The 13,261-nt window shown below is 42.3% G+C and carries 13 protein-coding genes and 1 other annotated feature; of the genes, 3 read left to right on the forward strand and 10 right to left on the reverse strand.

Features of this window, described 5'->3' with window-relative positions; all coding sequences use genetic code 11:
- Nucleotides 1–47 precede the first annotated feature (47 nt).
- The 3 genes from udk to A5867_RS16200 all read right to left on the reverse strand — a co-directional run bounded on the left by udk (nt 48) and on the right by A5867_RS16200 (nt 2,169).
- The gene (gene udk, locus A5867_RS16190; RefSeq protein WP_005227927.1) at nt 48–671 is read right to left on the reverse strand and encodes a uridine kinase; all 624 of its coding nucleotides are present in this window, start codon (nt 669–671) and stop codon (nt 48–50) included.
- 83 nt (nt 672–754) lie between these two features.
- Nucleotides 755–1,438, reverse strand: a complete 684-nt coding sequence (locus tag A5867_RS16195) for a YjjG family noncanonical pyrimidine nucleotidase (RefSeq protein WP_016609901.1) — start codon at nt 1,436–1,438, stop codon at nt 755–757.
- Between the two features lie 14 nt (nt 1,439–1,452).
- Complete coding sequence (locus A5867_RS16200; protein ID WP_087628036.1) at nt 1,453–2,169, reverse strand: 16S rRNA pseudouridine(516) synthase; 717 nt, start codon at nt 2,167–2,169, stop codon at nt 1,453–1,455.
- A 300-nt stretch (nt 2,170–2,469) separates the two neighbouring features.
- On the opposite strand from A5867_RS16200, the gene A5867_RS16205 reads away from it, so the two are divergent.
- The 3 genes from A5867_RS16205 (at nt 2,470) to A5867_RS16215 (ending at nt 5,004) form a co-directional block, all read left to right on the forward strand.
- Nucleotides 2,470–3,084, forward strand: a complete 615-nt coding sequence (locus A5867_RS16205) for a 50S ribosomal protein L25/general stress protein Ctc (protein WP_005227923.1) — start codon at nt 2,470–2,472, stop codon at nt 3,082–3,084.
- A 316-nt stretch (nt 3,085–3,400) separates the two neighbouring features.
- Entirely contained in the window at nt 3,401–3,718 is a 318-nt protein-coding gene (locus tag A5867_RS16210) for a DUF960 domain-containing protein (protein WP_005227922.1), read from the forward strand.
- Between the two features lie 248 nt (nt 3,719–3,966).
- Nucleotides 3,967–5,004 (forward strand): helix-turn-helix domain-containing protein, encoded by a 1,038-nt coding sequence (locus A5867_RS16215; RefSeq protein ID WP_087628037.1) that lies wholly within the window; start codon nt 3,967–3,969, stop codon nt 5,002–5,004.
- A gap of 38 nt (nt 5,005–5,042) precedes the next feature.
- On the opposite strand, the gene A5867_RS16220 is transcribed toward A5867_RS16215, so the two are convergent.
- The 7 genes from A5867_RS16220 to A5867_RS16250 form a co-directional block, all read right to left on the reverse strand.
- Nucleotides 5,043–5,897: a MetQ/NlpA family ABC transporter substrate-binding protein gene (locus A5867_RS16220; protein WP_010749087.1), complete on the reverse strand. Its 855-nt coding sequence runs from the start codon at nt 5,895–5,897 to the stop codon at nt 5,043–5,045.
- A 44-nt stretch (nt 5,898–5,941) separates the two neighbouring features.
- Complete coding sequence (locus A5867_RS16225) at nt 5,942–6,628, reverse strand: methionine ABC transporter permease (RefSeq protein WP_005227919.1); 687 nt, start codon at nt 6,626–6,628, stop codon at nt 5,942–5,944.
- Nucleotides 6,621–7,655 carry a methionine ABC transporter ATP-binding protein gene (locus tag A5867_RS16230; protein ID WP_005227918.1) on the reverse strand — a complete coding sequence of 345 codons (1,035 nt, stop codon included), beginning with the start codon at nt 7,653–7,655 and terminating at the stop codon, nt 6,621–6,623. The genes A5867_RS16225 and A5867_RS16230 overlap by 8 nt, the downstream gene beginning before the upstream one ends.
- Nucleotides 7,656–7,726: 71 nt before the next feature.
- Nucleotides 7,727–7,976, reverse strand: a binding site (T-box leader).
- A 77-nt stretch (nt 7,977–8,053) separates the two neighbouring features.
- The gene (locus A5867_RS16235) at nt 8,054–8,392 is read right to left on the reverse strand and encodes a glycine cleavage system protein H (protein WP_010749086.1); all 339 of its coding nucleotides are present in this window, start codon (nt 8,390–8,392) and stop codon (nt 8,054–8,056) included.
- Nucleotides 8,374–8,751 (reverse strand): arsenate reductase family protein, encoded by a 378-nt coding sequence (locus A5867_RS16240; protein ID WP_010749085.1) that lies wholly within the window; start codon nt 8,749–8,751, stop codon nt 8,374–8,376. Before A5867_RS16240 ends, A5867_RS16235 begins: the two co-directional genes overlap by 19 nt.
- A gap of 9 nt (nt 8,752–8,760) precedes the next feature.
- Nucleotides 8,761–9,945, reverse strand: coding sequence for an FtsW/RodA/SpoVE family cell cycle protein (locus A5867_RS16245; protein ID WP_010749084.1), 1,185 nt, complete (start codon nt 9,943–9,945; stop codon nt 8,761–8,763).
- Nucleotides 9,946–10,285: 340 nt separating this feature from the next.
- Nucleotides 10,286–13,258, reverse strand: coding sequence for a glycoside hydrolase family 2 TIM barrel-domain containing protein (locus A5867_RS16250; protein WP_087628038.1), 2,973 nt, complete (start codon nt 13,256–13,258; stop codon nt 10,286–10,288).
- Nucleotides 13,259–13,261: the final 3 nt, after the last annotated feature.

A 13,261-nucleotide genomic window follows, 5' to 3' on the forward strand; every position in this document is an offset into this window, starting at 1 on the left:
ATTGTTACTTTTCAAATAGAAACATTCCAATTGATGGATAAAAAAACTTAGGATAAGAAGGTCGCTACTTTGGTCGTAATCAAATCGATGGCTACGTGGTTTTCGCCGCCTTCTGGTACGATGACATCGGCATACCGTTTGGTCGGTTCGATGAATTGATGATACATCGGTTTTACCACCGTCAAGTATTGTTCGATCACAGAATCCAATGTCCGGCCACGTTCTTCCATGTCACGTTTGATTCGGCGAATGATTCGAATATCATCGTCTGTATCAACATAAAGTTTAATATCCATTAAATTACGCAATCGCTCATCTTCTAGAATCAAGATCCCTTCCAAGATAATGACTTCTTTGGGTTCTTGAATGATCGTTGCTTCGCTGCGGGTATGCGCGACATAATCATAGACGGGTTTTTCGATCGTTTGATATGCAAGCAGCTGTTGCAAGTGATCGATCAACAAATCAGTATCAAATGCAAAAGGATGGTCATAGTTGGTGTTCAACCGTTCTTCAAAGCTCAGATCACTTTGGTCTTTATAGTAGGAGTCTTGCTCAAGCATCATAATAGAATGATTGGGGAAATGATTAAAGATCGCCCGACTCACGCTTGTTTTTCCACTACCTGATCCACCTGTCACACCAATAATAATGGGCTTGCCATTCGTCATTCAATTAACCTCTTTCATCTTAAAAAATTCACACTGGTTCTATTATAGCGAAAATTCGGCAAATTACTACTGTTTCTGTAGAATCAGTGCTGCAATAAAGGAAGTAATTGCTGCAAACGTTCGATCTCATAAGTAGGCTGAATCTCACCACTGTTTTTTTTCTTTGGATTGAACCAAATCGTATCGATCCCTGCCAGTTGTCCGCCTAAGATATCTGAAGTCAGTGAATCGCCAATGATGACTGTTTCTTGTTTTTTAACGTTTGGTATGCGAGCAAACACATAGTCAAAATATTCTTTCATTGGTTTTTGATACCCTGTATCTTCTGAAACAAAAATATCACGGAAATACGGCTTTAATTTGGCATCTTCCAAGCGGCGATATTGGGTTTCAGAAACCCCGTTCGTCACCACGTATAGGTCAAAATGCTGCGCCAACTCCGCTAAGATCTCATCACTGTTGTCTAACAGTTTATGTCCTTCATTTAGAAATTCCCGATAGGCCAATTCAACTGCTGGACTATCGACCTGAATGCCTTGCGTTTCAAAAAACAAACCGAAACGCTCATTGATGACTTGGTCTCTCGTGATTTTCCCTTGCTCAAACTGCTGCCACAAATCATGATTGATCGTTTGATAGCTTTGTTTGCGCTCTGGGGTCATTTCCAAGCCATGAGCTTCAAATAGTGCTTTTAAGGCTTGATCTTCGGTATCTTGAAAGTCGAGGATCGTGTCATCGACATCAAATAATAATGTTTTATACTTCATTTTCTCCCTCTTTCTCAGCGGAAATGCGCCGCCAGTCCTCTTAATTCTTCTTGCGTCAGCGAGCGATAACTGCCCACTGCTAAATCATCTGGTAGAACCAGCGAACCCATCGCTGTTCGTTTCAGCTGAATGACTTTTTTCCCTCGGGCTAAAAACATCTTTTTCACTTGATGAAACTTGCCTTCAGCAATTTCTAACGAAACAAAGGAACGATCCGCTCGGGCATCGATGATCGTTAGGGCAGCTGGTTTGCAAGTAACACCACCATGAAAGGTGATCCCTGTGGCAAATGCCGCCACATCTTCAGAAGTCACCAAGTCATTGACCACCACTTCATATCGCTTGGTCACCTTTTTCGTGGGATGCAGCAAGTCATAGCCTAACTGACCATTCGTCGTAACTAATACCAACCCTTCCGTGTCCCGATCCAATCGACCGACGGCATAAAGATCTGGGTGCTGGTCCTTTGGTGCAATCAAATCGATCACTGTCTGATGCTGTTGATCAACATTCGCTGTAACAACACCATTGGGCTTGTTGACGATATAATAGCGTTCCTGCGTCTCCAACTGACGTCCCGCAACCATGATTTGATGGATGGCGCTATCGACATTGCGCTCAGGTCGCCCTTCAATCCTTTGGTCCACGAGGACTTTTCCTTGCTGAAACAACCGTTTCATCTCTTTACGAGAAGTATTCAATTGTTGCTCGATCACTTTATCTAAACGCATAAATTTTTCTCCATAGTGGCTATTATAGCTCAGGATCTAGCGAAAGGAAACTGCCAGGATTTCAAATGATTTGACTTTCTTTGTCTTTTTGCGTAAGGTTAAAGAGTAAAGTAAATATAGTTTCTCATACACAGCGTTATGACCTGGTGGAGAAAAGTTGAACCAAAACTTTCTGGGGCAGTTGTGTACACAACTGCCCTTTTGCGTGTTTTCACTCACGTACCACTTAATGTGCAGAGTTAACAAAATTTGCTTAAAAAATCTCGTTATTAACGAGAAAATTTTAGGAGGAATTGAGTTATGTCAGTATCATTAGAAGTTACGAAAAGAGAAGTTCGCCCACGTTCTTTACGGAACAAGTTGCGCCACGAAGGAAAAGTACCTGCAATTGTCAATGGGTACAAAGTAGAAAGCACACCGATTGCTGTCAATGCAGCAGAATTAGAAAAAATCTTGCGTGAAAATGGATTGAATACCGTAATCACGATCAGTTTAGAAGGCAAAAAAGTCAATACACTGATCAAAGAGTATCAATCAGATACCTTCACACGCAATTTAACCCACGTTGAATTCCTATCTGTCGATATGAATGAAGAAACAGAAGTAGAAGCAGAAGTAACCTTAATTGGCGAATCTGCTGGTGTCAAAGCTGGTGGTGTTCTAGCACAAAACTTGTATACAGTCGTTGTATCAGCAACACCAGACAAATTGCCTGAACGTGTTGAGATCGATGTAACGTCATTAGAGATCGGCGATTCATTAACAGTGGCTGATCTGCCTAAGAACGACGAGTACACGATCGTGACCGATCCAGAAGAACAAATCGTTGCGGTCACTGAACCACAAGAAATCTCTGAAGATGAAGAAGCTGGCGAAGCTGCTGAACCAGCAGTTATCGGTGAAGACGAAGAATAATCATAGAACATCGTTCTTAAGATCGCGTCTTCAATCAACAGACACTTCTAAGAAATGCAAGACTCTTGAAGGGCTTTTCCTTTAAGAGTCTTTTTCATTCTTACGAAGAGCTGATGAGCTGCAACTGACTATTTTCCACTGAAAGACGTCATGGGAAAGCTTGATCCAGCCAACCCATCAAATTTTTAAGAAAATAGTTAAAATGCGTCGCTGGCCAAAAAGAAAAGCAGAAGTAGTTGCATTTTTGACGGTTCTTCATTATGATAAATAGACAAATTTGATGTTATTGGCAAGCCTACTTGAAGGAGGGTTTTTTATGTTTGAAACATTTGATGATCACCGCAGCCGCTACGCTTCTGGCGGGATTGTTCAAACACTGCCTGGCGAACTGATCGATAGTATTTGGTTAATCATCGATCTCGATTTAAAAGGGTTTATTCCGTTGACAAATCTGCTCACCTTTGAAGTCCAAAACAATCACGGTCGTGTCACACTGCTTTTTTCTCAAGCACAAAGTCAAATCGAACTCGGCGTTGATCTGCCTTACCGTTATTCCGACCTCTATCCCCAAAAAGTCTATGTGTATGACGATGGGCAGCGGCAAACGATTTTATTACCTAGCGAGACTCGTTAACAGCGCTTCGTGTTTCTCTTTTTATAACGTTACTTACATAAAAAACCACCCTTTTTATTTTAAAAGGTGGTTTTTTTTGATTCCTTCCTCTCATTTAATTCTATAATATACAGGATTCGAGGAAGCAACCAATGAATCCCCCGTTTTTTATTACGTTTTATTGACTATTTTTTGAGTGTTAAAATAACGTGTGAAGTTCCCTTATAATAAGGACAGTTGCAAAATTCAGCTGAAAGAGGTGCCTAGTTTTGAAAAATATCCTTGAAAAAGATATTATGCAAATGCTGCGTCTGTCCACGATGCTCTTGAGCGAAAATCCCCTTCCTTTGAATAAAGCTGCTGCCGACCAAAATCTTTCCGTCAAAACGATCCGTCGGCTACTGTCCAGTTGTTTAAACGAGGACCCTTCCTTCCATTATGATGTGCAGCAAGGACACATTCGTGCCTTTCATGATTTGCAGCAGCCCCTAAACTTCTCCCATACAGAAATGCTTGCTGCATTGTTTAATAAAAGTACAAACTATCAGTTGCTCTTGTTACTGTTAAAAATGCCGACCATTTCCTTTTCAGACCTCCACAAGCGGTATTACCTGAGCCCCTCCAGTTTGCATCGGCGCTTTTTGTCCTTTTCCTTTTTTTTGGCACCTTATCATCTAAGGATCGACCGTCGCAGTTTTCCTTTGATTACTGGCAATGAACGGCAACTGCGCTATGTGATTTTTCGACTCACCCTCTTAGCAAGCCCGACGCTTTCTTCTAATCAAGCGTTTCAAGAACTGAAGCAGATTCATCAGTTGCGGGCAAACGCTTTTTATCCCAACACCCCCGCCACGTTTACTCAGCAAGTTTATCCAACATGTTTTGTGCCGCGTTTTTATTTAGTTGGTGAACGCAGCTATTTATTTTTGTGGCAACAGCTGCTAACACTGGAGCCTTTTTATGTGCCAACAGAAGAAGCCTTCCTTTTGCGACGAATCATCACGCCGATTTTGTCGGAGCATCCGCTCCAGCAGCCATTAGAAGTGCTTTTGTCGAAAATTTTCCAAGCCCATCTTTTGGGCGCCTTACTGGAAGGCAATTTATTTGTCTATCCGCCACTAAATCCTTGCCTATCTGAACGTTCCCAACGCTTGGTCCAGGCTTTTTTGACTCAGCTTCCCCATTACGAAAAACTCTTAAAAAAGCATCCCGAGTTGCCCTTACTCTATGAATGCATTTGGCAAGAGCTCTCTTTTTTCCAACCGATCATTGCCTTTTCGCAAAAAAAAGAGCGTCCGCTTAAGTAGCGACACGCTCTTTTGAGGTTCATTTAGTTGGCAGTGAATTATTTTGCGTCAGCATCAACGATTTTCACTGAACCTTGCCATTGTTCTTCCACAAAGTCTTTGATTTCGTCTGAATGCAGCACTTCGATCAATTTCTTGATTTTGTCGCTATCTTCGTCACCACTGCGGACAGCGATCACGTTGACATAAGGCGAATTATCCGCTTCTAATAAAACAGAATCATCCGCTGGGTTCAAATCGATCCCGAATGCGAAGTTCGCATTGATGGCAATTAGGTCTGCTTCGTCGTTTTGATAAGCAGTCGCCAAAAGAGATGGATCGACGTCATGTTTAAATTCTAAGTTTTTCGGATTTTCAGCAATATCATCAAAGGTTGCCGTTTCTGTATCAACGCCGTCTTTTAAAGTGATCAAGTCAGCATCTTGTAAGATCGTTAGGATACGACCCCAGTCAGATTCAGAAGTGGAAGTAAGAACCGTTGCACCATCTTCTAGTTCTGAAATATCAGAGATTCGTTTTGAGTAAAGACCCATTGGCTCGATATGGATCGCACCAGCATTGACAAAATCATAGCCATTGTCTGCGATTTGTTTGTTCAAGTAAGGAATGTGTTGGAAGTAATTGGCATCGATATCGCCATTTTCCAATGCTTTGTTTGGCAACACATAATCATCGAAGGTTTTGATTTCAAGATCAATGCCTTCTTCTGCTAGTAAAGGTTTGGCTTGTTCTAAAATTTCCGCATGAGGCGTAACTGATGCACCGATCACTAATTTTGTTGATTCTCCCTCAGCCGCAGATGAGTCAGAGCTTCCTGAATTTGAGCCTGTGCCACAAGCTGCTAAAGCGGCAGTTAACAATAAGGTTGTTGCAATACCAAAAATCTTTTTCATATCCATTTCCTCCCATATTTTCCACTTTTTGTTCTTCGTTTCATTTACCGTTTATCGGTGGCTTTCGCAAGGAAATCGCCGATTCCTTGGATAATGAAAACGATAATTAAAATAATCACTGTTGCAACAAGCGTAACAGTGTAATTTCCACGTTGAAATCCTTCTTGCCAAGCCAAAGCGCCTAGCCCGCCGGCACCGATCGCGCCTGCCATGGCAGTATAACCAATCATTGAGATCGTTGTGACTGTCAGTCCTGAAATCAATGCTGGAACACTTTCGGGAATCACGATCTTGTAGATGATCTCCCAGTAACTAGCACCCATCGCTTCCGCTGCTTCAATCACACCAGGATTGACTTCACGAAAAGCAATTTCCACCATCCGAGCATAAAACGGTGCCGCCGATAAAACTAATGCTGGGATCGCTGCTTTTGCCCCTAGGAATGAACCGACTAATAATGTTGTAAACGGAATGATCAAGACCATCAAAATCATGAATGGCGTTGAACGAAAGGCGTTACTGATGATGGAAACCACGTTATAGAAAATGTTGGCTCCCGCTGTTTGTTTACGCCCTAGTGAATAAAGCGCCAATCCTAGAAGTAAACCGATCACAACCACTAAAACCATGGAGAAGAAAGTCATAAACAAGGTGTCTAGGGTTGCTTGCTGCATATTGGCCCAGTCGACCTTTTCAAAATTAAAATAGGTTTCTACAAATGACTTATCCACGTTCAATCACCTCCACGCCTACTTGCTGCTCTTTGAAAAAGGCGATCGCTTTTTCGATCTCACTTGCTTCACCTGTCAATAAAACCGTCAAGCCGCCAAAGGATCCCTCATTGGTTTGTTGGATCTTTCCGTAAACGACATTGACATCGATCTGGAAGCGACGGATCGCTTGTGAAATCACTGGTTCATTGGCGTTGTCTTGTGTGAATGTTAAAGTCACTAAATGCCCTTGCGGATTTTCTCGTAAGAAGGCTTGCCGTAATTCTTCAGCATCTTCTTCTGGCTCCAAATCTTGCTGAACAAAACGTTTGGTCACTTCCTGCTGTGGGTTACGGAAAACCGATTGCACTGACCCTTCTTCCACGATCTGCCCATGCTCCATCACCGCGACCTTATTGCAGATTTTGCGAATGACGTTCATTTCATGGGTAATCAGGACGATCGTCAAATGCAATTTTTTATTGATGGAAAGCAAGAGATCCAACACTTCTTCTGTTGTTTGTGGATCTAACGCACTCGTTGCTTCATCACACAGCAAAATTTCTGGTTCATTCGCTAGTGCACGAGCAATCCCGACTCTTTGCTTTTGTCCGCCAGACAATTGTGCCGGATAGGCATTCTCCCGTCCTTCCAACCCAACTAATTTAATCAGCTCTTGCGCTCGTTGACGGCGTTTTGCTTTTTCAACGCCAGCCAACTCCAATGGCAATTCAATGTTTTCCGCCACCGTTCGAGACCATAAAAGATTAAAGTGCTGAAAAATCATGCCGATTTTTTTGCGGAAGTTTCTCAATTCTTTGTTTTTCAATGCCAAAATGTTTTGACCGTTAATGACTACATCTCCTGCTGTCGGCAATTCTAAGCCGTTCAACAAACGTACTAATGTACTTTTCCCAGCACCAGAGTAACCGACGATTCCGTAGATATCGCCTTTTTCCACTTGCAGTGAAACATCATTGACGGCGTGGACAGCCGTTTGCTTTTTGCCGAATGACTTTTTTACATGCGACAATTCGATTAATGCCATGTTATTCCCATCTTTCCTCTTTGGTTGGTTAAACACAAAAAAAGCTTTCATCCTCTGTACATTATACTGTTACAAAGGACGAAAGCACAACTTCCGCGTTACCACCTTGATTTACTGTCGATTCGCATCAACAGCCTCGCTCAGTACTTGAATTGCTTCGCATACTGCTGCACTGTAACGGGTGCCTCCCGTGATAGGCTTGTTTCCACTCACCTATCATGCTCAAAGACCATCTTCCATCCTCTCTCCGTTGCCCATTTGCACCAAACAGGGCTCTCTGTGTACGTTAAGAACATGTACTCTTCTTTTCAAAGCATTCATTTATTGAGCAAATTATAGCAACGTCTTATCCGACTGTCAATTCTTTTTGAAAAAATAGTCGTTTTTACAGCTTTGACTTACAAGGCTTCAAATTGACTTGGGTCAACCTCTTTGAAGCTGACCAGCCAAGCGTTCATTTCGTCTTCATCATTTAAGGTATCAATCGATTGATCGATTTTTTCATTTACGGAAGAAATCACGCCCGTCAATGGACTTGGAAATTCACTGACTGCTTTTTCCGCTTCCAGCTCAACAAGGGTCTCTCCTTGTTTTAAAGCAGTTCCTGCTTTTTGAATCGAAGCAAACGTGACCGCACCAAGTTCTTCTTGCGCTTCTTTTGTTAAACCGACACAATATTCTTTCCCGTTAAACAAAACCCACAAATTATCTTTTTTTCTTAAGCATTTCTTTTCCATGATTCTAGTAAGACTCCTTCATATTCATTTTCTTTAAATCCATTAATCAAAAAGCGGTCGCCGCTAACCAGCAGTGGGCGCTTGATCAACATACCATCGGTTGCCAGCACATCGGCTGCGTCTTGGGCAGTCATGGTCGGCACTTTTTCTTTTAATTGCAATTCACGGTATTTCATGCCGCTTGTGTTAAAGAAACGGGTTAACGGTGCTTCGCTTGATTGGATCCAAGCCAGCAATTGTTCCGGTTGAGGCGGTGTAGCTACCATATCGATCGCTTCAAAGGGAATCTCGTGCTCTTCTAACCAACGCTTCGCATTTCGGCATGTACTGCATTTTGGGTACCAATAAAATGTAATCATGTGAACTCCTTAAAGTGTTTTTGGTGCGGTCTCAGCTTGATAGCGCATCGATAAAATCAAACCGATCCCAATCATATTGCTTAATAGGGCAGATCCTCCTTGGCTGATAAACGGCAGCGGAATCCCCGTCAACGGTAAGAGACCGATGTTTGCGCCAATGTTTTCAAACACATGGAAGAGAATCATCATAATGATCCCAGTTGCCAAGTAGGCATAAAATTCATTGTTGGTATCGAAACATACGCGGATCATTCGATAGATCAAAATAAAATACAATAAAATGACAAACGCGCTGCCAATAAACCCAAAATTCTCACCGATCACCGAAAAAATCATATCGGATTCTCGGACTGGTACATACACATCGCTGACATTAAATCCTTTCCCGAACATCCCGCCAGAGGCGATCGCCATCAGAGCATACGCCAATTGGAAGGATTGCCCTTGGGTATCATGAAAAGGATCTAGCCACGAATCGATACGGGCGAATTGGTATTCTTTAAAGATTCCTGTATTGTACAGAAACTCGCGACCAACATCGGTGGTCACTAAGAAAATCGTTCCACCGCCGAGAATCACAAATGCCGCAATCACTGGCACGATGATTCGCCATGAGATTCCTGACATCAAGAAGACCCCACCGAAAATCGCTAGAAAGACCAACATCGTACCAAAGTCATTTTGTAAGGTGATCAGGATCAGGACTGGGATCGTGACGGCTAACATTTTTGCAATCAGTAACCCATCTGTTTTCAGATCCCGTTCCCGATGCTTGACATTGTGCTGCGTGACGACCAACGCCAACATCATGATATAGGCGATCTTCATCAATTCTGAAGGTTGCAAGGTAAAGGGACCAAAACTAAACCAGTTTTTCGACCCTGTCGAGGCAGCCATCGTCCGGTTGTAAAATTTCAGCAGCGCCAACATAACGGCTAGCCCAGCTCCATAAATATAGGGCGTCAATTTCCAGAGCCATTTTGATTTGATCTGCATGATAATGATCACGGCAACAACGCCTAACACATACCATAAAGCTTGAAACCCTAACATTCGCAGCATATTCGGGTTATTCGGATCGTGTGTCAGCGCCACATACAGGGACGCCAAACCAATCAGACATAATAAAAATACGGGTAGAATCACACCGTAGTCAATTCGATTATCGTTCGTTTTTATTCGTGAATTTTCCATGTCCACACTCTCTTCTGTAGAATCTTTATCCATTATAGTGATAATTGAGGAGAAAAGAAAGGATTGTCCATGAGCATTCACAAAAAATTTAGAAACTTTAATGATTTTCGGGAAAAGAGGGTTAAAAATGAAGTGACCCAAGTATCTTTTTGAACTCTACGAATAAAGAAGCGGTCCTCGTTTCCTTTAATGAACCGCCCATTTTCACCAAAAACCGACGCCCAGAAGGTTAGATTGAAAACTAACCTTTTGGACGTCGGTTCAACATCCATCATTTGAATCAACTGAAGCTGATTGCTGAAAATAATACGTGCTCCTTGAATCCGCGCTTTGTTCCCCCTTACTCTCCTTCAAAGAAAAATGTCAGTTCATAATGATATTCTTCGAGCTTTAACTGATAGTTGTCCAATACATCGGGACCACAGCTTCTTGAGCCTACGCCATGCTGTTTATGATCCGTATAAAACCAGATACACTCTGAATCGACGAGTTCATGAATATGTTGTGCCGTATCGATCGTTGCTAACGCTTGTTGATGTTGACTAAAATGAAACGGTAGGTGACTTGCCCATCGAAGCTTTAACTGATTCTCAGCACTCACTTCTACCCAACTTGTCTGCATATGATTGCCGCTCTCTTGAGGAAAATGATAGAGGAAACTCATTTTATCACTTGCTTGTTCAAACACATCAACATAGGTGCCATTCTCAGCATCTGGATATGACTCGATCGGTCCTCTTCCTAACCATCGGGTTCTTACGAACTCCTTTGATAGCGCCCATTCTAACCCAATCCTCGGCAATGTTTCTGGATATTGGTGCTTCGGTAAACCACTAACTCGATACTCGATCCGACCGTCAGAATAAAACACCAATTCTTTTTTCTCGTGAATGTGCCAGTAATTCCCAGCAGAACCATGCTTCTCCTCGATCAAAAGCTTAAAATGATTTGAACTTTCTAAGAACCATTCTATAGCGACGAGGTTTGTTTGTATCCGATCGACACCGAATTTGCGCCAGTTTTTTGCGGATACAAAATCGTTGTCTGTCACCGGACGCCAAAACACACTTTTAGGACTTTTCACGAGTAATTTTCCTGCATGGTTTAGTGTCCATTGACCATTTATTCTATTCACTCGCAACGTATAGGCACCGAAGTTTACCAGGATCCTTTCGTCGTTTTCTTCAAAGTGATCAAATGGCAACGAATGATCAGCTTCGCTCACGACTGCTAAAGGTCTTTCTACCGATTGCACGAACAAGGGCAATGAATCCCCTTCATTTAAAGCATCGTCCGTGATCGTTGCTTTAAATAAATTGGCTTTTTGGCAAGCTGTGCGGTCAAAGGTTACACGGCTCACCACTGTTTCATTAGCGGGAACGGAAAGCACAAGTGTTCCTTTTTCTAAAACAGTCTCCATCACCTTATACGCCCATTCGATTGTAACCTTTTGATATGAGAGAAAACGATTCGTATTCGTGACTTTTATTTCTCCAGTAGTAAAGTCCAACGCCAACTGCAACGGTGCTTGCCATCGTTGAATATCAAAATAACTCGGGGATGGGGTTAAATCGGCTTGAACTAACCCATCTAAAACGAAATTATAGTCATTCGGTTGATCGCCAAAGTCCCCTCCATATAAATACGTCTCTCGTCCATCACGCTCTGCTTTGATCCCTTGGTCCTTCCATTCCCACAAAAATCCCCCTTGCAGCTTAGGGTATTTCTCAAAAAGTTCCCAATATTCTTTTAAAGAACCTGGACCATTCCCCATAGCATGCCCATACTCGCAAAGAATATATGGTTTCTTTATTTCCCTATTTGTTGCGACGTCGATCAATTCATCTAATGGTGCATACATACGTGAATTAAAATCAGCATAGACAACATCTTTTTCATAAGAACTTGCATCGGCGGATAAGCAATCTCTGGACTCCCCTTCATGGTGGATCAGACGGGTTTGATCTGCTTGGCGACACCATCGGATCATCGCTTGATGATTCAAGCCGTTCCCTGACTCGTTGCCGACAGACCAAAATAAGATTGAACAATGGTTTTTATTGCGGCTGACCATTTGCTCCATACGATCTAGATAGGCTTGCTGCCATTCTTTTGAATCACTTATATGATTTTTATTTTTTGCCTGTAGCATACCATGGCATTCCAAATCAGCTTCATCCATAACATACAAGCCATACGTATCACACAATTGATAGAACTCTGGGATATGCGGATAGTGGGCGGCTCGTATCGCATTAAAGTGCGCGTCCTTAATCATGCGTATTTCTGTTTCAAGGAATTCTGGTGTCACCGCACGTCCTTTTTCGGTATGAAACTCATGATGGTTGATTCCTTTAAGAAGGATCTGCGTACCATTCACACAAATCTCGCCGTTGATCACTTCAATTTCACGAAAGCCGACTGATTGATAAATCACTTCTTCAGCAGTTTTGATCGTTAACCTATAAAGATTCGGCGTCTCAGCAGTCCAATGATCCGGGTGAACGATCGTTTTCTTAAATACATCCCCTGATGTAAAACAGCCATGCTCTTCAAAAATTTTCATTCCATTGCGTTCTAAATGAATCTCACATGGTAAATCTTCCCCTTGAATAGCAAGAAAAGAAAGTTTTAGTTGTGCATCTTGATAATGCGAGTCAAAGTGCGTTTCAACTTTAAAATCCCAGATAGCTTTGTGCGGTCTATAAAGCAAGCTCACCTCGCGAAAAATACCACTCAACCACCACATATCCTGATCTTCGATATAAGAGCTATCCGACCATTGAAATACTTGCACGACTACTGTATTTTTTCCAACAAGTACCTGTTTTGTAATATCAAATTCAGAAGCATTCCGACTCCCTTTACTAAAACCGATGTATTCCCCATTAAGATAGACGACAAAACAATTGTCTACACCCTCAAAGCGCAAAAACTTACGCATGTTTATGGCATCTACCTCAAACGTCTTTTGGTAAACCGCAGACGGGATCTCAGAGAACGTATACGGAGGATCACAAATAAACGGATATTGGATATTCGTGTACCAAGGTCTTCCATACCCCTCCATCTGCCAGTTGCTTGGTACAGTTATCGTTTGCTGAAAATCCTTTGAGGAAAGCGCCGCCACTTCTTCCTTCGTAAACACATGTAATTTTTCGTTATAACGGAAGCCCCAAGAACCATTCAAGGAGATTTTACGGGATGAGGCGTTCAATTGATCGTCTAGTCCATAAGGGACATAATAAGCTCTGGCTGAGGCCTTCCCTTCAGAAAGCGCTTGAGGATTCCTTAAGAATTCTGCGTTAAACATGAT

Origin of the sequence: Enterococcus sp. 6D12_DIV0197 (genome assembly GCF_002174385.1) — a bacterium.
GTDB classification, from domain to species: Bacteria; Bacillota; Bacilli; order Lactobacillales; family Enterococcaceae; genus Enterococcus_D; species Enterococcus_D casseliflavus.